The organism is Phyllobacterium sp. RCAM01083, assembly GCF_055685835.1.
Genome location: NZ_JBVFZN010000004.1, coordinates 299610 through 320280 on the forward strand (window position 1 = coordinate 299610; position 20671 = coordinate 320280).

22 protein-coding genes are annotated in these 20671 nt (G+C 57.3%); 10 read left to right on the forward strand and 12 right to left on the reverse strand.

The window, feature by feature from the left end; genetic code table 11:
* Window positions 1–2 precede the first annotated feature (2 nt).
* The 8 genes from rpe to ACZ25R_RS05560 are packed head-to-tail and all read right to left on the reverse strand — an operon-like array spanning window position 3 to window position 8596.
* Entirely contained in the window at window positions 3–692 is a 690-nt protein-coding gene (gene rpe, locus ACZ25R_RS05525) for a ribulose-phosphate 3-epimerase (protein ID WP_472460337.1), read from the reverse strand.
* Window positions 689–1627, reverse strand: a complete 939-nt coding sequence (gene cbbX, locus ACZ25R_RS05530) for a CbbX protein (RefSeq protein WP_472460338.1) — start codon at window positions 1625–1627, stop codon at window positions 689–691. Before cbbX ends, rpe begins: the two co-directional genes overlap by 4 nt.
* A complete protein-coding gene (locus ACZ25R_RS05535) occupies window positions 1620–2039 on the reverse strand; it encodes a ribulose bisphosphate carboxylase small subunit (protein ID WP_472460339.1) in 420 nt (139 codons plus the stop codon). The genes cbbX and ACZ25R_RS05535 overlap by 8 nt, the downstream gene beginning before the upstream one ends.
* A gap of 10 nt (window positions 2040–2049) precedes the next feature.
* A complete protein-coding gene (locus tag ACZ25R_RS05540) occupies window positions 2050–3510 on the reverse strand; it encodes a form I ribulose bisphosphate carboxylase large subunit (RefSeq protein ID WP_223614375.1) in 1461 nt (486 codons plus the stop codon).
* Window positions 3511–3539: 29 nt separating this feature from the next.
* Window positions 3540–4619, reverse strand: coding sequence for a class II fructose-bisphosphate aldolase (fba, locus tag ACZ25R_RS05545; protein ID WP_472460340.1), 1080 nt, complete (start codon window positions 4617–4619; stop codon window positions 3540–3542).
* A 2-nt stretch (window positions 4620–4621) separates the two neighbouring features.
* Window positions 4622–6646, reverse strand: a complete 2025-nt coding sequence (tkt, locus tag ACZ25R_RS05550; RefSeq protein ID WP_472460341.1) for a transketolase — start codon at window positions 6644–6646, stop codon at window positions 4622–4624.
* Between the two features lie 10 nt (window positions 6647–6656).
* On the reverse strand, window positions 6657–7529 hold the full coding sequence (locus tag ACZ25R_RS05555; RefSeq protein ID WP_464663694.1) for a phosphoribulokinase: 873 nt from the start codon (window positions 7527–7529) through the stop codon (window positions 6657–6659).
* Window positions 7530–7546: 17 nt separating this feature from the next.
* A complete protein-coding gene (locus ACZ25R_RS05560) occupies window positions 7547–8596 on the reverse strand; it encodes a class 1 fructose-bisphosphatase (RefSeq protein ID WP_472460342.1) in 1050 nt (349 codons plus the stop codon).
* A 122-nt stretch (window positions 8597–8718) separates the two neighbouring features.
* Here ACZ25R_RS05560 and ACZ25R_RS05565 point away from each other — a divergent pair, with 122 nt between their 5' ends.
* From ACZ25R_RS05565 to ACZ25R_RS05605, 9 genes are all read left to right on the forward strand, one after another.
* Complete coding sequence (locus ACZ25R_RS05565) at window positions 8719–9666, forward strand: LysR family transcriptional regulator (protein ID WP_472460343.1); 948 nt, start codon at window positions 8719–8721, stop codon at window positions 9664–9666.
* Window positions 9667–9691: 25 nt separating this feature from the next.
* Window positions 9692–10060, forward strand: coding sequence for a hypothetical protein (locus ACZ25R_RS05570; RefSeq protein WP_472460344.1), 369 nt, complete (start codon window positions 9692–9694; stop codon window positions 10058–10060).
* 106 nt (window positions 10061–10166) lie between these two features.
* Complete coding sequence (locus ACZ25R_RS05575) at window positions 10167–11045, forward strand: hypothetical protein (RefSeq protein ID WP_472460345.1); 879 nt, start codon at window positions 10167–10169, stop codon at window positions 11043–11045.
* Between the two features lie 152 nt (window positions 11046–11197).
* Window positions 11198–11584: a c-type cytochrome gene (locus tag ACZ25R_RS05580; RefSeq protein ID WP_472460346.1), complete on the forward strand. Its 387-nt coding sequence runs from the start codon at window positions 11198–11200 to the stop codon at window positions 11582–11584.
* Between the two features lie 179 nt (window positions 11585–11763).
* On the forward strand, window positions 11764–12582 hold the full coding sequence (locus ACZ25R_RS05585; RefSeq protein WP_472460347.1) for a cytochrome c oxidase subunit II: 819 nt from the start codon (window positions 11764–11766) through the stop codon (window positions 12580–12582).
* A gap of 50 nt (window positions 12583–12632) precedes the next feature.
* A complete protein-coding gene (ctaD, locus tag ACZ25R_RS05590; protein ID WP_464663683.1) occupies window positions 12633–14411 on the forward strand; it encodes a cytochrome c oxidase subunit I in 1779 nt (592 codons plus the stop codon).
* Window positions 14408–15112, forward strand: coding sequence for a cytochrome c oxidase subunit 3 (locus ACZ25R_RS05595; protein ID WP_472460348.1), 705 nt, complete (start codon window positions 14408–14410; stop codon window positions 15110–15112). The genes ctaD and ACZ25R_RS05595 overlap by 4 nt, the downstream gene beginning before the upstream one ends.
* Before the next feature lie 12 nt (window positions 15113–15124).
* The gene (locus ACZ25R_RS05600; RefSeq protein WP_472460349.1) at window positions 15125–15850 is read left to right on the forward strand and encodes a heme-copper oxidase subunit III family protein; all 726 of its coding nucleotides are present in this window, start codon (window positions 15125–15127) and stop codon (window positions 15848–15850) included.
* Between the two features lie 5 nt (window positions 15851–15855).
* Complete coding sequence (locus ACZ25R_RS05605; protein ID WP_472460350.1) at window positions 15856–16215, forward strand: cytochrome C oxidase subunit IV family protein; 360 nt, start codon at window positions 15856–15858, stop codon at window positions 16213–16215.
* 48 nt (window positions 16216–16263) lie between these two features.
* On the opposite strand, the gene ACZ25R_RS05610 is transcribed toward ACZ25R_RS05605, so the two are convergent.
* Together ACZ25R_RS05610 and ACZ25R_RS05615 are read right to left on the reverse strand one after the other, a co-directional pair.
* Window positions 16264–17100 (reverse strand): DUF2189 domain-containing protein, encoded by an 837-nt coding sequence (locus tag ACZ25R_RS05610; RefSeq protein WP_472460351.1) that lies wholly within the window; start codon window positions 17098–17100, stop codon window positions 16264–16266.
* Between the two features lie 215 nt (window positions 17101–17315).
* Entirely contained in the window at window positions 17316–18038 is a 723-nt protein-coding gene (locus tag ACZ25R_RS05615; RefSeq protein ID WP_472460524.1) for an alpha/beta fold hydrolase, read from the reverse strand.
* Between the two features lie 185 nt (window positions 18039–18223).
* Between ACZ25R_RS05615 and ACZ25R_RS05620 the strand changes: the two genes are divergently transcribed.
* A complete protein-coding gene (locus ACZ25R_RS05620; RefSeq protein ID WP_464663674.1) occupies window positions 18224–18667 on the forward strand; it encodes a MarR family winged helix-turn-helix transcriptional regulator in 444 nt (147 codons plus the stop codon).
* Window positions 18668–18774: 107 nt separating this feature from the next.
* Here ACZ25R_RS05620 and ACZ25R_RS05625 read toward each other — a convergent pair whose 3' ends face one another.
* Together ACZ25R_RS05625 and ACZ25R_RS05630 are read right to left on the reverse strand one after the other, a co-directional pair.
* Window positions 18775–19770 (reverse strand): Gfo/Idh/MocA family protein, encoded by a 996-nt coding sequence (locus ACZ25R_RS05625; protein WP_472460352.1) that lies wholly within the window; start codon window positions 19768–19770, stop codon window positions 18775–18777.
* Window positions 19767–20648 carry a sugar phosphate isomerase/epimerase family protein gene (locus ACZ25R_RS05630; protein ID WP_319025566.1) on the reverse strand — a complete coding sequence of 294 codons (882 nt, stop codon included), beginning with the start codon at window positions 20646–20648 and terminating at the stop codon, window positions 19767–19769. The genes ACZ25R_RS05625 and ACZ25R_RS05630 overlap by 4 nt, the downstream gene beginning before the upstream one ends.
* Window positions 20649–20671 lie beyond the last annotated feature (23 nt).

Here is a 20671-nt window from a genome sequence, read left to right on the forward strand (position 1 = left end):
TCTCACGCTGCCTTCTGGTGCCTGGCGCCATCGGCAGCACGGCGGATGGCAGCAATATTGGCGGCGTAAGCAGCCTTGCTGCCTCCCTTGAAAATCGCTGACCCGGCGACAAGAACATCAGCGCCGGCAGCAGCCACCAGAGGCGCGGTCTCCGGCGTGACACCGCCATCGATTTCGATATGAATCGGACGATCGCCGATCAGTGCTTTCAGACGCCGTGTCTTTTCGACAACCGACGGGATGAATGCCTGTCCGCCGAACCCTGGATTGACCGTCATCAACAATACGAGGTCGAGGCGGTCCAGCACATATTCTATTACCGTTTCAGGCGTAGACGGATTGAGGGACACGCCTGCTTTCCTGCCGAGATTGCGAATGGTCTGCAGCGAGCGGTCCAGATGCGGCCCTGCTTCCGCATGAACGGTGATGAAGTCGCACCCGGCATCGGCAAAGGCCGCGAGATAGGCGTCTGCCGGTGCGATCATGAGATGGCAATCGAACACCGCTGCTGTCCGGCCGCGGACCGATTTTATGACTTGAGGACCAAAGGTGATGTTGGGAACGAAATGCCCATCCATCACATCAAGGTGCACCCAGTCCGCTCCGGCCTCGATGATATCCTCCACCTCTTCACCAAGCCTGGAAAAATCCGCGGACAGAACGGACGGCGCGATGAGCGTCTTGCGGTTCATGGCGTTTGCCCCTCCACAGGCGGCATTGAAAAGACACGGCTATTGCCGATATCGGCTGCTGTGATTGTCGACAAGGCGTCAGCATCCAGCGGCCCCTTGGATGTCTCGAACAGGCGGTTGGCCTGCCGCAGACGGGCCCGATCGAGTGCGTTGCGGATGGAACGGGCATTGCCAAAATGCGGCTGTTGCCGGCGGCGCTCAATATAGTCAACCATGATCGCACGGCCTTCCGCGTCAAAGCCATAATTCTGCTTCGACAGCATCGTTTCCGCAATGCGAAGCAATTCGTCGGAGCTGTAATCCGGGAAATCGATATGATGAGCGATGCGCGAGCGAAAACCCGGATTGCTTTCGAAGAACTTGTCCATCCGATCCGTATAGCCGGCCAGTATAACCACCAGATCTTCGCGCTGATTTTCCATCACCTGAAGCAGAATCTCAATGGCTTCCTGACCATAATCGCGCTCGTTCTCCTGCCGGTGCAGATAATAGGCTTCGTCGATGAACAGCACGCCGCCCAACGCCTTCTTCAATATCTCCTTGGTCTTCGGCGCGGTGTGGCCGATATACTGCCCGACCAGATCGTCGCGCGTTACCGAAACAAGATGACCTTTGCGGATGTAGCCAAGCCGGTGCAGGAGATCCGCCATACGCAGCGCCACCGTGGTCTTGCCGGTGCCCGGATTACCACTGAAACTCATGTGCAGCGTCGGCGTCTCATGGGCAAGCCCCATCCGCCGACGCGCCCGTTCCACCAGCAGCAGGGCGGCGGTCTCCTTGATCCGCAGCTTAACCGGCTTCAGGCCGATCAAATCGCGGTCGAGTTCGTCGAGCACGTCTTTCACGCCGGATTCAACATATTCGGCGTGCAGATCAATCGCGGCTGGAATGTCCTCGCTGGCACGCGCGAGCGCTTCGATCCCGATGTCAGCCATAACGTTGCCCCGCCGGCTTGTCCGTTGCGTAGGATCTCGTCGTATAGCGGACGACACGGCCTTCGCCTTCCTGACGCGCGAGATGGAAGCCGGGCTCTTCCTGCGGACGATTGACGAGGAAAGACAACTTCACCGACTCCCAGCCATGCGAGTTGTCGAACGCAACGAAGCGAATATAGCCATCGCCATAGACCTTGCGGCATTCCTTCAGTTCCATGATCAATGCAGCGGAATCCGGATTGTCGAACATCGGATGCCCCCACATCTCCCAATAGGTATTGCGCGGGTGCGGATCGTCGGTGAATTCGAGACTGACAGCCCAGCCTTTGTCGATGCAATACTGTGCTTGCCTGGCAATCTGCTCGTCCGTCAGGTCAGGCAGGAACGAGAATGCTCCTTGGGTAATACGCATGTCGTTTCTCCTATTCGGCTGCTGTTGCCGTCGGAACGAAGTCCGGCGAGTCGGTTGACGTGTAGTTGAAGGAAACATCCTTCCAGACTTCCAGCGCCTGCTGCAGAGGCTGACAGTTGCGGGCCGCCATCCGCAGGATGTCCGGCCCCTCGCGCAGGATATCCCGGCCTTCATTGCGTGCGAGCACCATGCATTCGAGAGCAACACGGTTGGCAGTGGCTCCGGCCGCGATGCCGAGAGGGTGGCCGATAGTACCGCCGCCGAATTGCAGAACGACATCCTCGCCGAGAAGATCCAGCAGCTGATGCATTTGACCGGCATGGATACCGCCAGACGCAACCGGCATCATCTTGTTGAGAGAAGCCCAGTGCTGATCGAAGAACACACCGTTTTCGAGCCGCATCGGGTTGAAATCCTCGCGGCAAATATCGTAGTAGCCGCGCGTGGTTGCCGGATCACCTTCAAGTTTACCGACCACCGTTCCGGCGTGAATGTGATCCACACCGGCGAGACGCATCCACTTGGCGATCACGCGGAACGAGACACCGTGTGACTTCTGCCGTGTATAGGTGGAATGGCCGGCGCGATGCAGATGCAGGATCATGTCATTGCGACGCGCCCATTTGGCCATTGATTGGATTGCCGTATAGCCGATCACCAGATCGATCATAACGATGTTGGAGCCCAGTTCTTTGGCAAAATCGGCACGTTCGTACATGTCCTCCATCGTCGCCGCGGTGACGTTGAGGTAACTGCCCTTGATTTCGCCGGTGGCAGCCTGGGCCTTGTTGACGGCCTCCATGCAGTAAAGGAACCGTTCGCGCCAATGCATGAAGGGTTGCGAGTTGATGTTCTCGTCATCCTTGGTGAAATCGAGACCGCCTTTCAGCGCTTCATATACAACACGCCCGTAATTGCGGCCGGACAATCCAAGCTTTGGCTTCACGGTCGCGCCAAGCAGCGGCCGGCCGAACTTGTCGAGGCGTTCGCGTTCAACGACAATGCCTGTCGGCGGCCCCTGGAAGGTTTTGACATAGGCGACCGGCAGGCGCATGTCCTCTAGCCGCAAAGCCTTGAGCGGCTTGAATCCGAAGACATTGCCGATGATCGAGGCCGTCAGATTGGAGATGGAGCCCGGTTCGAACAGATCCAGATCATAGGCGATGTAAGCGAAATATTGACCTTCGCCATTGGGAACGGGATCAACGCGATAGGCCTTGGCGCGATATTTTTCGGTTGCTGTCAGCCGATCTGTCCACACCACCGTCCAGGTTGCGGTTGACGATTCACCGGCAACGGCGGCAGCCGCCTCGATCGGGTCAACGCCATCCTGCGGCGTAATGCGGAAGAGCGCGATGATATCGGTGTCTTTCGGTTCATAATCGGGCTCCCAATAGCCCATCTTCTTGTATTCCATGACACCGGACCTGTAGCGGTCCTTCCCTGTGACCGTTTCCGACTTGTTTGACATGATAAGGTCCTTTCCGTTTCATTCGGGACTCAAGCAGCCCGTGCTGCGGCGATTTGTGGATCGAGCTTGCCAGCCGCATAGCGTTTGGCCATGTCATCGAGACCTATGACCTTGATTTTCAGAGCATGACCTGCCGTGCCGAACCGCTCGAAGCGGTCCCGGCAGAGATCACGCATCGCATCCATGGCGGGTTTCAGGAACTTGCGTGGGTCAAACTCAGCCGGATTTTCGGCGGCTATCTTGCGGAACTGTCCGCTCATCGCCATCCGGCAATCCGTATCGATGTTCACCTTGCGCACACCGTGGCGAATGCCCCGCTCGATTTCCTCCACGGGCACGCCATAGGTTTGCGGCATCTCGCCGCCAAACCGGTTGATGATGTCCTGCAAGGGTTGCGGGACGGATGAGGACCCATGCATGACCAGATGCGTGTTCGGCAGTTTGCGGTGGATCTCCTCGATCACGCCCATCGCCAGAATGTCACCATCGGGCGCACGGGTGAATTTGTAGGCGCCATGCGATGTGCCACAGGCTATTGCGAGTGCGTCCACTTTCGTACGAAGCACAAAATCGACTGCCTGGTCCGGATCAGTCAGCAGTTGATCATGGCTCAGCACACCGCTTGCGCCGTGCCCGTCCTCGGCCTCAGCCTCGCCACTCTCAAGCGATCCCAGCACGCCGAGTTCACCTTCCACCGAGACGCCAAGCCAGTGAGCAATGGATGCGACCCGCTTGGTGATCCCGACATTGTATTCGTAGGATGCGGGTGTCGCCGCATCCGCTTCGAGCGACCCGTCCATCATCACCGACGTGAATCCATGCCGGATCGCCGTCATGCAGGTGGCTTCGTCATTGCCGTGATCCTGATGCAGGCAGACAGGAATGGCTGGGTACAATTCCACCAGCGCGTCGATCATCCGCGCCAGCATGATATCCTTGGCGTAGGAGCGCGCGCCACGGGATGCCTGCAGAATAACCGGCGCCTCGCAGGCTGCCGCGGCTTCCATCACGGCAAGCCCCTGCTCCATGTTGTTGATGTTGAAGGCAGGAACGCCGTAGCCATGCTCAGCCGCATGATCGAGCAGTTGTCGCAGTGTAATACGGGCCATCATCAATACTCCTTCTCGCTGATGAGCTTGCGTGCAGTGGCAACAATCTTTTCGGGCGTAATCCCGAAATGACGATAGAGGTCCGGTGCCGGCGCGCTGGCGCCAAAACCGTGCATGCCGATGAATGCACCCTTGTCACCGATCCAGCGGTCCCAGCCGAGACGTGCCGCCGCCTCGATACCGATGCGCGGTGCTGCAGCAAGAACCGACCGGCGATAGGCCGGGGTCTGCGCCTCAAACAGTTCCCAGGAGGGCATGGAAACAACAGCCGCTGCGATCTTATGTTGCGCCCGCAGCATATCGGCAGCGGTACAGGCAATCTCGACCTCCGAGCCCGTGGCCAGCAGAGTGACCGCACGCGGCTCGGCTGTTTCACGCAGCACGTAAGCGCCACGAGCGGACCGGTTTTCCTCGGTATAACCGGGACGCAGCATCGCGAGGTTCTGGCGGGACAATACGATGACGCTCGGACGGTCACTGTATTTCAATGCCAGTTCCCAGCATTCCGCCGTCTCGATAATATCCGCCGGCCGGAATACAGTGATACCCGGTGTGGCACGCAGCATGGCAAGGTGTTCAACCGGCTGATGCGTCGGACCGTCCTCACCAAGACCAATCGAGTCATGGGTCATGACATAGACGACCTGCTGGCCCATCAAGGCGGAAAGGCGTATGGCTCCCCGCGCATAATCGGCGAAAGCCAGGAACGTACCGCCATACGGGATGAAACCACCATGTAGCGCTAGACCGTTCATCGCGGCGGCCATGCCGTGCTCGCGGATCCCATAGTGAATGTACCGGCCGGAAAAATCACCGGATGCAACACTGCGCATGCCGGGCGTTACGGTGAGGTTCGAGTGGGTAAGATCGGCGGATCCGCCGATCGTGAGATCGGTAGCGGCGTTGACGATGCCAAGCACCATTTCCGAAGCCTTGCGCGTCGCGACCTTGGTGGCCTTCTCGATATGGTCGCGGCGAAACGCGGCAAGTTCTTCAAACACCCTTGCCGGCACCTGCTTCTGCACTGCCAGCTTGAAATCCTCCCCAAGCGGCGATTTTGATACCCGTACCGACCAGTCGCGCCGTTCATCGGCACCCCGGCGTGCAACATCGCGCCATGTCTCAAGGATATCCTCCGGAACGGTGAATGGCTCATACGGCCAGTCCAATGCCAGACGCGCTGCAGCAATTTCCACAGCACCCAGTGGGGCGCCGTGGGTCTTTTCGGTGCCTTGCAGGTTGGGCGCCCCTTTTCCGATGATGGTGCGGCACGAGATCAGCGAAGGCCGTCCGGAGGCCTTGGCATGCGAAATCGCCCCGGCAATTTCATCGAAGTCATGACCGTCAATGTCCTGAACGTCGAAGCCAGCGGCCTTGAAACGCGCCAATTGATCCGTCGACGTCGAGAGCGATGTCGGCCCGTCGATGGAGATGGCATTGTTGTCCCAGAACACGATAAGCTTTGACAGGTTCAAATGACCCGCAAGGTCGATAGCCTCCTGGCTGATACCTTCCTGCAGGCAACCATCTCCGGCCATGACATAGGTATGATGATCAACGATATCCGCTCCAAATCGCGCGGCCTGCATGCGCTCGGCCAGTGCCATGCCGACCGCGGTCGCGATACCCTGCCCAAGCGGGCCGGTGGTCATCTCGATGCCCTGTGCATGACCGTATTCCGGATGACCCGCGGTTTTTGCACCGATCTGGCGAAAGCGCTGCAGTTCCTCGATGGGCATATCGGGGTAGCCGACAAGATAGTGCAGCGCATATTGCAGCATGGAACCATGTCCCGCCGACAGGATAAACCGGTCACGGTCGGGCCATTGCGGGTGCAGCGGATCAAGTTTGATGAAGCGCCTGAACAGCACGGTTGCGACATCCGCCATCCCCATCGGCATGCCTGGATGTCCGGAATTCGCCTTCTGGACGCTATCCATGACCAGAGCGCGGATCGCATTCGCCATGTCCCGTTCCGAAAGGATTTCGGTATCCGGCTTGTCTTGAAGCAGAGCTTGCGTGTTCATCATCTTCTCCTCACGAGGCTCGGTTTTTGCGCTCGATCAACTGCATGATCAGCGGCGTCAGGATGAGTTGCATGGCCAGGTCGAGTTTGTTGCCAGGCACGACGATCGAATTGGCGCGCGACATGAACGAGTCGTGAATCATCGAAAGCAGGTACGGAAAATCAATCCCGCGCGGCCGGGCAAACCGGATCACCAGCATTGACTCGTCGGGCGTCGGTATCCACCTGGCGATGAACGGATTGGACGTGTCGACAATGGGTACGCGCTGGAAGTTGATATCCGTCAGCGTAAACTGCGGCGTGATATAGCGGACATAGTCCGGCATACGGCGCAGGATGACATCCATCACCGCTTCAGTGGAGTATCCGCGGGTCGAGCGGTCGCGATGGATTTTCTGTATCCACTCGAGATTGATGACGGGCACCACGCCGATCTTGAGATCCGCATGGCGAGCAAGATTGATGCCTTCCGTGACGGCGCAGCCGTGCAGTCCCTCGTAGAAGAGAAGGGTGCTGGGCGGAAAATCACGCCATTCGGTAAATGTACCGGCTGGCGTATTGTACTGCTCGGCTTCGGCATCATCATGAATGTAGGTCCGCGTCTGGCCAGTTCCCTTGCGACCATATTCTTCAAACACCGCGTCGAGCTTAGCGAGTTCATTGGCATCGACGTGGAAATGCGTAAAGTTGGGATTACCCTTCTTTTCTTCTTCCGCGACCTTCACCTTCATAGTGTTGCGGTCATATTTGTGAAAGGCATCGCCTTCGATGAAGGCGGCTTCGATGTGCTCGCGGCGAAAAATCTGTTCGAAGATGCGCTTGACCGACGTGGTGCCGGCACCAGACGAACCGGTGATGGAGATGATCGGATGCTTTGCTGACATGATTGATCTGGCTCCCCTCAAACCCTGAACAGGCCACGGTTGCTGAAGAGCGGCGCCCGCTCGCCAATATTGCTGGGTTCGGCATGGTAGCGGCCGATCCGGGCCACTTCCCGTGCTGAACCAAAAACGAACGGAACCCGCTGATGCATGGTGTGGGGTATCAGATCGAGGATACGGTTCGCCGTATCCGTTGCACCTCCGCCCGCTTGCTCGATGAGAAAAGCAATGGGATTCGCCTCGTAGATCAGCCGTATCCGGCCCTCGCCGTAGCCTTTGCGCTTATCACCGGGATAGAGGAACACGCCACTGCGCATAAGAATGCGGTACGTCTCGGCGACCAGCGACGCGATCCATCGCATGTTGAAATCACGCTCGCGCGGCCCCTCGCTGCCCTTCAGGCAATCATCGACATAGAGCTGTACTGCCTCGTCCCAATGCCGATAATTGGCCGTGTTGATGGCAAACTCATGTGACTGGCTTGCTATGACGATGCTTTCATACGCCTGCACGAAGGTTCCAAGCCGGCTTGAAAAGACAAAAACGTGCGTACCGCTGCCAAGTGTCACCACAAGTGCAAGCTGCGGGCCGTAAATGAAAAAGCCGGCAGCGAGCTGGCGATCGCCCTTTTGAAAGAACGATGCGCCAGGCTCGCTGCTCGGATCACCGGCCACCGGGAGGACGGAGAAGATAGTTCCGATCGAAACATTGGTATCGATATTGGACGAGCCGTCGAGCGGATCGATTGCAAGTGCCAGCGGCGCACGCGGATCTAGCATCGCCGGATGCGTCAGCTCCTCCGAGCCGTAGAGGGCAACAGGAGCCTGCCGTGCCGCTTCGAGAAACATGTCGTCAGCAAATACGTCGAGTGCCTTCTGCGGATCGCCGTCGGCATTCCTGTTGCCAGTTCCCCCGGAAAAGGCCTTTCCAAGGGCTCCCTGATTGATGACGCTGCGAATCTTAACCGCCGTCAAAGCCAGTTGGCGCAGAAGCGCGGATACCGATGCACGCAAGGGATCGTCATGTTCCGCATAGGATCCAAGAAAGGCGTCTAACGTCGCCGTGGTCATGGTCGTCCTCCCGTGCCTGATCGTCTTTCTGCGTCAGACTTCGGTGCTAAGGGACCATTGATGGATACCTAAGTAAAATTTAATATATTTACGTCTTAGATAAAATTTATTAATCTCACACAATGCGCAATCTGAATCTCAAGCAGTTACGGGCGATACAGGCAATCAAGCGGCATGGGACAATCGTCGCTGCTGCCAATGCATTGGGACTAACACCCCCTGCCGTGACCATTCAGCTCAAGCTGGTGGAGGAAGACGCGAATATTATCCTGTTCGATCGCACCACTGAGGGACTTCGCCCCACCGCCGCCGGTCTTGCTTTTCTCGATGCCGCGCAGATGATCGAGGAAAGGCTACGGGTTCTTCACGACGAAATCGATGCGATCAAAGGTTTACGGGTGGGCACCCTGTCCTTGGGTGTCGTGTCGACAGCCAAGTACTTTGCGCCGCAACTCATGGCGATTTTCGCAAAGGAACATCCCGACATCGTCGTCAAACTGGCAATCGGCAACCGCGCGGAAATCATCGACAGTTTGAAAAGCCATGCAGTGGACCTTGCTCTGATGGGCCGGCCGCCAAAGGATATCCCGCTGCGTTCGGCGGTTTTTGGCGATCATCCGCTGGTGATGATCGCCGCACCGGATCACCCTCTGGCCAAATGCCGGGACATAACGAAAGAGCGTATCGCGCAGGAGCATTTTCTGATCCGCGAGCCTGGGTCCGGCACACGCATTTCGCTGGAGATTTTCCTGAGTGAGCTGCCGGGACGTATTGATGATCTCGGCACCGAAATGTCCTCGAACGAAACAATCAAACAGGCTGTCATGGCGGGGCTCGGCGTAGCCTTCATTTCAGCCCACACGATCGCGCTCGAACTGGAAGTCGGCAAGCTCGTGATGCTGGATGTCACTGGTATGCCCATCCGCCGTCAATGGTTTTCGGTCATGCGGACCGACCGGACATTGTCGCCGGCAATGCGGGCCTTCCAGGATTTTCTCAACCGCAAAGGCGCGCAATGTCTGCCCTCCATCGATCGGCTCTATCCCATGGCCGGCGCGCAAATTTCGTAAAGTCGACGAACTTGGACAAGTAGGAATGGCGTTGCTGGCCCATATGACGTTTAATGAGTGCGGGATGTCCGGGGGTACCATGATTGAACAAAAGCCGTTGAGCCTGGCGTCGCGGATCGCCTATTTTGCCTCCAGCCTCATGTTCGCGATCTTGATAACCATTGGGTTATCGGTTGTATATCTTGCAGCACTATCCAACCCCGCGGTGAGCAGGGTTGATGTTGGTGGCTTTATGGTCGGGATGTTGTTTGTATGCACGCTGCTCATTGCAGCTTGCTGGCTCGCCTATCTTCCGCTTCGCCGGCATCATGGACTTATCCGAATTGTCACAACTGCCTTCTGTCTTTTGATCGCTATATCCGTCGTTCTCATCGTGTTCATTGATTGGGGTTAAAAATCAAGTTGCAAACGGACGGACCGTCCGTGTTATGGCTCGCGCTTCGGACGTGGCGCTGCTAAAACGCTCACGCTCATTGATTGACAACCGTAGGGGCACTGGAATGAATTCAATGCGTCGCGGTGTGCTCGCGTTTTTGGGTGGCCTCATGATGGGCAAGCCTTCTCTCAGCACGGCGTCCAGCAAGCTTCCGGCATTCGCAGCATCGCGTTCCAGCTACACGCCGCGCCATGTGCTTTGTTTTCTTGGCGGTGAGCATGGCCTTCCGGCCCTGGTCGAAAATGCCCGCGCCGCCATAGAGAAACTGGCGGATGGTTTTACCGCCGATGAAGATGGCTCCCGGAATGAACCTGATGACCGGATGGAGCGATCGTTCGACGTCTGCTGGGATCGCGTCGATCCCGAGGCCTATCAGGACACTGACGAAAAAGCCGTCGCCGGGCACGGGTCTGTCCTCTACGTGCTCGGCCCGTCGATGACGGCGGAAACAACCGTAACGACATCCGCAAAAGCCTTGCAGCTTGTGCAATACATGCTTGATCACGGGGCCATTGCCGTGAAGGGTGAAAGCGCAGGGGTTGCCCATGGCGTGCGGCGATGGAAGGAACTGGCTGAACAGGCCCGCAACGCATCGGCTTCCGGTGATGTCATGGCACTCGCAAGAACCTGCCGTCTGGCCTTTGCGCGCCGGCCCATCGGTGACGACGTCGATGGCATGGCCAGCGTCGGGTTCCATTTGGTTGGGTTGCCCGATGTCCTGGTAACCACCGTTCGTCCGGCAGAGCAACGGCCGTCAACCAACGCCGAGCAGCTCAAGATTGCGGCTCTGATCGACGATATCGCCGACGAAATGACCCGGGACGGCGTTGAAACCGCCGTAACGGATCGTCGTGCCGCTCTATCCAGCGACAGCCGTTACGAGGAAGACGAGTACAAATTCAATCCGTTCGGGGTTGTGCATATTCAAGTGAACAAGCTTTAGCGAAGCGATATTTGTGAGCCGCCATCGGCACGACCTGATCAACTTCGCCCGGTTGACGGGACATGAGCCTACATCTTTAACGGGAAATTCTTTGCCGGACTGATTGACTTATCACCTGTGCAGGATGACTATTTCAGCCAGGAGGGGGTTTCATGAAATATTGTGTCCTTCTTATCGGCTTTTCAGTCGCTGTCCTTTCCGCTGGCGGAGCGCACTCCCAGGAGGGGGACGCCACGGCGGGCGCAGCCGTTTTCAAAAAATGCGGCATCTGCCATGTGGCGGAAACAGATACGAACAAAGTGGGGCCTTCGTTGAATGGTCTGTTCGGCAGAACAGCCGGAACACATGCAGGCTTCAGTTATTCACCGTCGATGACGGATGCAGGCAAAGCTGGTCTTGTGTGGAATGAGACCTCGCTGCGAGACTATCTGCATGACCCCAAGGCCAAGGTAAAAGGCACGAAAATGGCCTTCCCCGGATTGAAGGACGATGGCGATATCTCCAATCTGATCGCCTATCTGAAACAGTTTTCCAAGTAATTCTTCCTCCCGTTGAGAATGAACGGGTATGAATATCTGGTGAACACTTGAGGAAACACAGCTTATGCACGCGTCTTTTCTGGCCTGATTGCCTGTCTTATCCGTTCATGAGATAATAGATTTGTCTTTCCCAAGATGCGACCCATGTCCACACCCAGTAAAGGCCGGGAGGGCGGAAAATGGCAGTCGTGGTAATTCTGATCGTCATAGCCGTCGGCTCGGTATTGTTTCACCTGCTGAGCCCATGGTGGTGGACGCCTATAGCGTCGAACTGGGACTATATCGACAACACCATTATCATAACGTTCTGGATCACCGGGGTCGTTTTCGTCGCCGTGGTTCTGTTCATCGCATTTTGCGTCTACCGTTTCCGGCACAATCCCGGTAAACGCGCCGCATACGAGCCGGAAAACAGGATACTGGAGTTCTGGCTGGCGACCGTGACTGCCATTGGTGTCGCTGCGATGCTGGCGCCGGGCCTGTTTGTCTGGAACCAATTCATTACGGTCCCGAACGATGCCACGGAAGTTGAAGTCGTTGGGCAGCAGTGGTTGTGGAGCTTTCGACTTCCGGGAAAAGATGGGCGGCTGGGAACTTCCGAGACCAGCGATGTCAGTTCGGATAACCCTTTGGGGATCAATAAAAGGGACCCCGCGAGCCTTGATGATATCATCATACAAGGCGGTGAATTGCATCTGCCCGTCGGCAAACCCGTCAAGATGTTGCTGCGCTCCCTCGATGTGGTGCACGATTTTTACGTCCCCGAGTTCCGGGCCAAGATGGATATGATCCCGGGATCAGTCAGCTATTACTGGTTTATCCCGACACGAACGGGAACTTTTGAGGTTCTTTGCGCCGAACTCTGCGGCGTTGGTCACCCGCAGATGCGCGGGACAGTCGTCGTTGACACCGAGGCAGACTATCAGACGTGGCTGCAGCAGCAGCAGACTTTTTCCCAGATGATGGCATCGGCAGGAGACGGGCAGACGGCAAAATGAGAATGGTCGCCCTGCGGGAGAAGGGGCATTAAAGGTCGGGAGTATAGGGAATGGTCAATATTCCAGCTGGTATCGATGACACGGTTCCGTTAGCGGAAGTCGCCGATGTCGAACTTTACCACCCGAAGAGCTGGTGGACGACCTATGTCTTCAGTCAGGACGCCAAGGTCATCGCCATCCAGTACTCCATAACCGCCATATCGATCGGTTTCGTGGCCCTGGTCCTGTCATGGCTCATGCGGATACAACTCGCCTTTCCCGGCGCGCTTTCCTTCATCGATGCGGAACACTACTACCAGTTCATCACGATGCACGGCATGATCATGGTGATCTATCTCTTGACCGCATTGTTTCTCGGCGGCTTCGGCAATTACCTCATCCCGCTGATGCTGGGTGCCCGGGACATGGTGTTCCCCTATGCAAACATGTTGAGCTACTGGCTTTACCTGCTCGCTGTGCTCGTGCTTGTGGCTGGCTTCTTTGTGCCCGGCGGGCCGACGGGCGCGGGATGGACGCTTTATCCGCCCCAATCCATTCTTTCCGGCACCCCCGGGGGAAAAGACTGGGGCATCATCCTGATGCTGACCTCGCTCATCCTCTTCATCATTGGCTTCACGATGGGCGGGCTGAATTATGTGGTCACAGTCTTGCAGGGGCGCGCAAGAGGCATGACCCTGATGCGCATGCCTCTGACAATCTGGGGCATATTCACCGCAACCGTGATGGCCTTGCTGGCGTTTCCGGCGCTCTTCGTTGCCTCGGTCATGATGTTGTTCGACCGGGTTCTTGGAACCAGCTTCTTCATGCCGGCCATCGTCGAAATGGGTGAGCATCTGAAAAATGGCGGCGGCAGCCCCATCCTCTTCCAGCACCTGTTCTGGTTTTTCGGTCACCCGGAAGTCTACATCGTCGCTCTGCCGGCCTTCGGCATCGTATCGGACCTCATCAGCACGCATGCGCGCAAGAATATATTCGGCTATCGCATGATGGTGTGGGCAATCGTGGGGATCGGTGCGCTCAGTTTCGTGGTTTGGGCACACCACATGTATGTCAGCGGGATGAACCCCAAATTCGGGTTCTTCTTCGCTACGACCACGCTGATTATTGCCGTGCCCACCGCTATCAAGGTCTATAACTGGGTGCTTACTTTATGGCGGGGTGACATCCATCTGACCTTGCCAATGCTGTTCGCTCTCGGGTTCATGGTCACATTCGTCAATGGCGGATTGACGGGACTTTTTCTTGGCAATGTCGTCGTCGATGTTCCGCTGGCCAAGACACTGTTTGTGGTTGCGCATTTTCACATGGTCATGGGCGTTGCCCCCATCATGGTGGTCTTCGGGGCGATCTATCATTGGTATCCCAAGGTCACCGGCCGAATGCTCGACGAGACACTGGGCAGAGTGCACTTTTTTGTCACCTTCCTTGGGGCCTACGCTATCTTCTTTCCCATGCATTATCTCGGACTGCTGGGCGTGCCACGCCGCTATTCCGAATTGGGCGATACGGCATTCATTCCGCCATCCGTGCAGGCCCTGAATGAATTCATCACGATCATGGCGCTGATCGTCGGGGCAGCACAGATCCTCTTCCTGTTCAACCTGGCCTGGAGTGTGCGAAGGGGCAAGGAGGCTGGCGGCAATCCCTGGCGGGCAACGACGCTCGAATGGCAGACGCCGCAGACACCACCGGCTCATGGCAATTGGGGCAAGGAACTGCCCGTGGTCTATCGCTGGGCCTATGATTACAGTGTTCCAGGCGCAGCCCAGGATTTCATTCCGCAGAACCAGCCCAATGGCGACCGAATTTCCAGGGAGCCCGCATCGTGAGCACCATTCTGGTTTTCCTGGCCGGGCTCGCCGTCATCATCACGTGGTGGATGGCGCAGCAGCGCCTGACGTCCAAACCTTGGCTTGAAGTCAATGCAACCAGTGATATTCCCGCGTGGACCAAGTCTGCCATCGCCACCGAGAAAATCGGTCTGGGCGTATTCCTGGCCGTTGTCGGTGCCTTGTTCACTCTGTTCATCAGCGCTTACTTCATGCGGATGGGACTGCAGGATTGGTGGGCTATCCCGCTTCCGCGGATACTTTGGCTCAACACGGGCATACTGGTGATAAGCAGCGTCGCACTGCAACGGGCAAAGGCTGAAGCCGCACGCAGCAACGACAGTGCCTTGAGGCTTGCCCTTGTGACGGCTCTTGCCGCCACCACCGGATTTCTGATCGGCCAGTTGTTCGCATGGAAGGAGCTCGTCACCGCCGGCTACGTCATAGCAGACAATCCCGCGAACAGTTTTTTCTACCTGATTACCGGAATGCATGGCCTGCATATTCTTGGCGGACTCTTCGTGCTCAGCCGCACGACGTCCCGGGTATGGCAGGGCGCTCCGCTCCCCAAGGTGCGGCTGAGCATCGAGCTATGCACCATGTACTGGCATTTCATGCTGGTGGTGTGGCTGGTTCTGTTTGCCCTGTTTGCCGGTTGGGCCAATGATTTCATCGCCATCTGCCGCCAAGTGCTCAACTAGGACGTTTGACCCATGTCTCAATCCTCCGCACAAGCAAAACCCGAGATCACCCTTCCCCGGCCTGCCGGCCTGCGCGGCTTCGCATCTGACTGGGCCTCCGATCAGCGCGCGTTTAAAAACGTCTCCTGGGGCAAGGCCATGATGTGGATCTTTCTGCTCAGCGACACGTTCATCTTCGGGTGTTTTCTGGTTGCCTATATGACGGCACGGGTGTCCACGGCCATTGCTTGGCCAAACCCCAGCACGGTCTTCGCGCTCAATATCGGCGGCAAGGAAATCCCGCTGATCCTGATCGCCATCATGACCTTTGTCCTCATCAGCAGTTCAGGGACAATGGCTATGGCCGTCAATTATGGTTATCGGCGTGATCGCCGCAAAGCTGCCATCCTTATGCTGATCACAGCATTGTTCGGTGCGATCTTCGTCGGCATGCAGGCTTTCGAATGGACCAAACTGATTACCGAGGGCGTCCGCCCATGGGGAAATCCGTGGGGCGCGGCGCAGTTCGGGTCGACGTTTTTCATGATCACCGGCTTTCACGGCACACACGTCAGCATCGGCGTCATTTTCCTTATCATAATCGCGCGCAAGGTCTGGCGGGGCGATTTTGATACGGAAAGACGCGGCTTTTTCACCAGCCGCAAAGGCAATTACGAGATCGTCGAAATCATGGGCCTGTACTGGCACTTCGTCGATCTCGTCTGGGTTTTTATCTTCGCATTTTTCTATTTGTGGTGAGGATCATGGAACAACCGGTGACACATTCGCAAACACAGGCGCTGACGCACACCGACCATCAGCAGCATCCCATCAAGCTTTATCTCGTCGTCTGGGGATTGCTGTTTTTTCTGAGCGTCTGTTCCTACATGGTCGACTATCTCGGGTTCCAGCACTACCTGCGCTGGGGCCTGATCCTGCTTTTCATGATTTTGAAAGCCGGATTGATCGTCGCCATCTTCATGCATATGGCATGGGAAAGACTGGCCCTCGTCTATGCCGTGATACTTCCACCGATACTGGTGCTTGTCTTTGTCGCCCTGATGACATCGGAAGCGCATTACACCTTGTTCACACGCATGACGTTCTTTGGCATTGCGCAATAGAACACGGTTTGCGTGGGTGCATCGCGCTTCACGATGCTGCGAGAAAACTTACCGGCGGACCGGACGCTTCTTCGCCTCTGCAAGGATGGGCTGGGGTTCCACCACCTTGCGGTAGAGGTGCCAGGTGGCATGGCCGAGCACCGGTATAATGATCGCCAGACCAACAAAGAGCGTCAAAAAGCCGACCACCAGCAATGCCGCAACGATCAATCCCCACAATGCCATCGTCACTGGATTGACAGCGACTGCCTTTATCGAGGTCACAACGGCTGCGAATGCGCCGACATCCCGGTCAAGCAGGAGCGGGAACGTCACGACGCTCGTGCACAGCACAACCACGGCAAAGACAAAACCGATCGCATTGCCAAGAAGGATCATTCGCTGGCCTTCCGGCGTGTTGAAAACCTGATCGAGAAATGCGCGCATGGAGACTGGTGCTTCGGAACCGAAAAGGCTGGTGTAGAGAGATTGCGCCGTCAGCAGCCAGGCAATGAAAATTGCAAACAGCATGACGCCGACGGCAATGATGGACGGAATGGCCGGCGAATGCCGGACCTCAAATGCGTGACGCCAGGACGTATCGAGATTGAGTTCGCGCCTGCGGCTGATCTCGTAGAGACCCAAAGCGGCAAGGGGACCGATCAGCGCAAAGCCGGACATCAGCGGAAAGACAAGCGGTAACGTGTTGGCGCCCGAGGACCATCGCATGAGGACCACACCGACAATCGGATAGATCAGGCAGAGAAAAACATAATGGGATGGTTTGTCCCAAAAATCATCCAACCCCTCGCGGAGAGCCGCAACGATATCGGATACGCCAATTCGGCGAACATGGGGGTAGACAGGGACCTCGTTTGCACCAGCAATCACATGAAATTGCGCCATGACCAGTTCTCCCAATTCAGTTATGGGCGGCAACGATATACCGATAAGCCTGGCATTGGCGGGGCTACCGGATCGAACCTGAACCCTCGTTCAATATACGCCCATCAACCTCGTTTTGCCAGAGTCCGATCTTTACCCGGTCCGGCCACGACAGATGAAAGACGCGGATAACCGGGGCGCCTGGGACGCCCCGGTTATCCGGCGAACGTGGATGCTTACTTGGCGGCGGCTGCCTGTTCGATGAGAGCAGCGACGGCTTCGGGCTTGGAAACATAGACGGCATGGCTGCCGGCCGTTTCGACAACGGTGGCATTCGCGCGCTTGGCCATCATGCGCTGGGCCGGCGGCGGGATCATGTGATCGTCCGAGGCAACCAGGTAGAAGCTCGGCTTGCTCTTCCAGGCCGGTTCGGTCACGGCACCGGCCAGGGCTTCGACACCCCAGGGAACCTGCGAGTCAGCCATGAATGCAGCCGTTCCCGCATCGACATCGGCAGCGAAGGCGGCGGCAAACTTGGCCTTGTCAAGGAACAGGTAGCCATCAACGGGCGGCAGGATCGGCGGCACGGGAGCGCCAGCAGGCGGATTGGCGATCAGGGACGAGACGGACTCGCCTTTGTCGGGTGCAAACGCTGCGATATAAACGACGGCCTTCACCTTTTCATCCGTACCGGCTTCGCTGACAACGACGCCGCCATAGGAATGGCCGACCAGGATTACGGGACCGTCCTGTTGCGCGATGACCCGCTTGGTCACGGCCACGTCATCGGCCAGCGAGGAGGTCGGGTTCTGCACGATGCTGACGGTGTAACCATCCTTTTTCAGGATGTTGTAGACGCCCTGCCAACCGGAGCCATCGACGAAGCCGCCGTGGACAAGGACGATGTTCTTGGCACCGGCGGGTGCGGCGTGAACGGGGTTCAAAGTGGTTGCGGCCATGGCGAGGGTGGCGGCTGCGGTCAGGATCTTGCTCATGTGCGTATCTCCTTTTGTTTGGTTCGCAATAATCATTATCGCGATAATTAATATATAATCGACAATCCAAACCTTGTAAAGCATTTTCTTTATCGCGATATCATTATTGTGATAAAGGTTATAAACACCTTCGAATCAAGGAGACCACAATGGACAACGCACCCACCCTGCCGCTTGACAGCCAGCTCTGCTTTTCAATCTATTCGGCGTCGATCGCCATCCACCGGGTCTACAAGCCGATGCTCGATGAGCTTGGGGTTACCTATACGCAGTATCTTGTCCTGAGCACCTTGTGGGAACAGGACGGACTGACCATCAGCGCCATTGGCGATCGGCTGGCGCTGGAGCCAAGTACGATCACGCCCGCCGTCAAGCGGCTGGAAAGCGCCGGCTTTCTCGCACGCCGCCGCAGCGTTATCGATGAGCGTCAGGTTGAGGTGCATCTCAGCCCCAAAGGTACCGACCTTCACGCCAGGACAGGTTGCCTCACGGAGACGCTGTTGCGCCGCTCCGGCTTCACCATACCGGAGATGATCGATCTCAACCGCAAGGTCCAGTTGTTGCGCGACGGAATGACAAAGGCATCGGTCTAATGGCCGCATTTGTTGAACGGGAGTGGCTGGATTGTCCGCGAGTTGATCAACCCGGTTGACGCCGGTAATGCCACAGACACTGCGGCACCACCGGGCATCCGCCGGTTCTACAAGGAAAGTTCACGCCGCAACGCTTCAAGCCATTCCATCGCAGTCACTCCGTCGTGAATCGTCGGAGCGGGTGTCGAAGCGCCGCCAAGCGCCGATACGGCGTCGGCGAGGAGTGAGTGATAGCCTTTCGGATCCTCGTTCGCCGCTGCGGTGAAATTTGGCTTCCATGTCAGCGTATCCAGGTCGTCGGCGAGCGTCGCATGGGGATCATCGACCTTGAACGGGGGATTGCGGTTCCAGCGCACTTCGATCACGTCATCCACCTCCAGCCGCTGATGATCACTCATCAGTTCGATGCGTTCGACCGGTGTGCCACGCGACTGGATCGTCCCCATCGCAATATTGCCGATGGCTCCGCATTCGAACTCGAAACCCACATGAAAGAGTACCCTGCCCGGCGTCTTTTCCACCTTCCGGGCGGAAATCATCCGTATCGGCGACACAAAGAACGATACAAGATCCATGTAGTGCACACAGTGGTGCAAGAAGAAGCCGGTATAGTCGACATTCCCGGTGAAATAGCCCGGGGCTGTCATGTAATACCCCGTAAGGCCGAGCACGGGCCCGAAACGTCCGGACTGGATGATGTTGTGGGCAATCTTGTTGCCGACTGAATAGCGCTTCATGAAGCCGACCAGCAGCGGCTTTCCGGAGCGTTCGGACGCTGCACGCAATTCACGCGCGCCCTGCGCCGTGCCTGAGGGCGGCTTTTCCATGAACACAGGCAATCCTCGCTCGAGAGCCATTTTGCCGAAGTGCAGGTGCTGCTCAGGGCCCACAGCCATGCCGACGGCATCGATGCCGGACGTGCGGATCAACTCCTCGGCATCGCTGGTCAGGCGGGACACGCCGAATTGCCGCCCTGCATCCGCCAGGCGTTTGCCATCAATATCGCACAGTGCAACGATCTCGACATCGTGACGAACAAGTTGCGGAAGAAGCATCTGGGTTGCGTGAATACCGCAACCGATCCAGCCGATTTTCAATGTCATCGCCGATATTCCGTTAGTGTGAGGTGGGATTTGATAAAGGCTGCACTCGCCGCCAGACGCTCGCTTTCATCCTCATGGGGCGGGCGCCACTGCGCGAAAGGAACGCCGAAACGGTCGTCATTGCGCCGGAACGGTTCCAACGATACCGGCCCGTTATAACCGATCTCGTGCAGCGCCCGACCGACGGAAACCCAGTCTGTCGATCCGGTCCCCGGAAACCCGCGATGGTTTTCGTTCGCCTGGAAATGCACGAGGTGTGCTCCGCCCAGCCGGATGGCTTCGGCAATCGAGGCTTCTTCCATATGCATATGGAAGGTATCGAGCATCAGCTTGATGGCTGGATGATCGACCGCTTCAAGAAGTTCGATGGCCTGCTGTGTCGTGCACAGCACATCGCTTTCAAACCGGTTGAGCGGTTCAATAGCAAGCAGGACACCTGCACTTGCAGCATGGTTGCCCGCTTCCACCAGACCTTTGACACAGCGCTCCTTGCGCGCCAGGCGCTCATCTTCCGGCACGGGCAGAGGAGCGCGTCCGGCAAAGACCAGCGGATTGCCTGTCAACGGCCCGCCGACCACGCGCGCACCGAGCGCGGCCGCGCAGTCTGCCGTGTAGCGCAGATAATCGATCCCGGCACGATGCGCTTTCTGATCGTCTGACGAGAGGTTGCGCTGAAGATTGACGCGCGCTGCAAGCACGACATCGAGCCCTGCATCGTCCAGCGCCCGCCTAGCCTCGGCAAGATCGATTTCGCCCGGTTCAGGTACGAGCAGTTCGACGAAGTCGAAGCCGAGGTCGCGCATCTTCTTGAACAGGGGAAAATGCGCGGCGGTAAACGGCCTTGCATATTGCATGGAGATCAATCCGATAGGATTCATCATAGGTCCTCTTTGATAAGCAT

Excerpts from the sequence above, each read along its gene's own strand:
- ACZ25R_RS05535 (WP_472460339.1), bottom strand. The coding sequence starts at position 2,039 with ATGCGTATTACCCAAGGAGCATTCTCGTTCCTGCCTGACCTGACGGAC.
- ACZ25R_RS05540 (WP_223614375.1), bottom strand. The coding sequence starts at position 3,510 with ATGTCAAACAAGTCGGAAACGGTCACAGGGAAGGACCGCTACAGGTCC.
- ACZ25R_RS05605 (WP_472460350.1), top strand. The coding sequence starts at position 15,856 with ATGGAACAACCGGTGACACATTCGCAAACACAGGCGCTGACGCACACC.
- ACZ25R_RS05615 (WP_472460524.1), bottom strand. The coding sequence starts at position 18,038 with ATGGCCGCAACCACTTTGAACCCCGTTCACGCCGCACCCGCCGGTGCC.
- ACZ25R_RS05620 (WP_464663674.1), top strand. The coding sequence starts at position 18,224 with ATGGACAACGCACCCACCCTGCCGCTTGACAGCCAGCTCTGCTTTTCA.
- ctaD (WP_464663683.1), top strand. The coding sequence starts at position 12,633 with ATGGTCAATATTCCAGCTGGTATCGATGACACGGTTCCGTTAGCGGAA.
- ACZ25R_RS05610 (WP_472460351.1), bottom strand. The coding sequence starts at position 17,100 with ATGGCGCAATTTCATGTGATTGCTGGTGCAAACGAGGTCCCTGTCTAC.
- ACZ25R_RS05585 (WP_472460347.1), top strand. The coding sequence starts at position 11,764 with ATGGCAGTCGTGGTAATTCTGATCGTCATAGCCGTCGGCTCGGTATTG.
- ACZ25R_RS05560 (WP_472460342.1), bottom strand. The coding sequence starts at position 8,596 with ATGACCACGGCGACGTTAGACGCCTTTCTTGGATCCTATGCGGAACAT.
- fba (WP_472460340.1), bottom strand. The coding sequence starts at position 4,619 with ATGGCCCGTATTACACTGCGACAACTGCTCGATCATGCGGCTGAGCAT.
- ACZ25R_RS05625 (WP_472460352.1), bottom strand. The coding sequence starts at position 19,770 with ATGACATTGAAAATCGGCTGGATCGGTTGCGGTATTCACGCAACCCAG.
- ACZ25R_RS05565 (WP_472460343.1), top strand. The coding sequence starts at position 8,719 with ATGCGCAATCTGAATCTCAAGCAGTTACGGGCGATACAGGCAATCAAG.
- cbbX (WP_472460338.1), bottom strand. The coding sequence starts at position 1,627 with ATGGCTGACATCGGGATCGAAGCGCTCGCGCGTGCCAGCGAGGACATT.
- ACZ25R_RS05600 (WP_472460349.1), top strand. The coding sequence starts at position 15,125 with ATGTCTCAATCCTCCGCACAAGCAAAACCCGAGATCACCCTTCCCCGG.
- ACZ25R_RS05570 (WP_472460344.1), top strand. The coding sequence starts at position 9,692 with ATGGCGTTGCTGGCCCATATGACGTTTAATGAGTGCGGGATGTCCGGG.
- ACZ25R_RS05580 (WP_472460346.1), top strand. The coding sequence starts at position 11,198 with ATGAAATATTGTGTCCTTCTTATCGGCTTTTCAGTCGCTGTCCTTTCC.
- tkt (WP_472460341.1), bottom strand. The coding sequence starts at position 6,646 with ATGAACACGCAAGCTCTGCTTCAAGACAAGCCGGATACCGAAATCCTT.
- ACZ25R_RS05555 (WP_464663694.1), bottom strand. The coding sequence starts at position 7,529 with ATGTCAGCAAAGCATCCGATCATCTCCATCACCGGTTCGTCTGGTGCC.
- ACZ25R_RS05630 (WP_319025566.1), bottom strand. The coding sequence starts at position 20,648 with ATGAATCCTATCGGATTGATCTCCATGCAATATGCAAGGCCGTTTACC.
- rpe (WP_472460337.1), bottom strand. The coding sequence starts at position 692 with ATGAACCGCAAGACGCTCATCGCGCCGTCCGTTCTGTCCGCGGATTTT.
- ACZ25R_RS05575 (WP_472460345.1), top strand. The coding sequence starts at position 10,167 with ATGAATTCAATGCGTCGCGGTGTGCTCGCGTTTTTGGGTGGCCTCATG.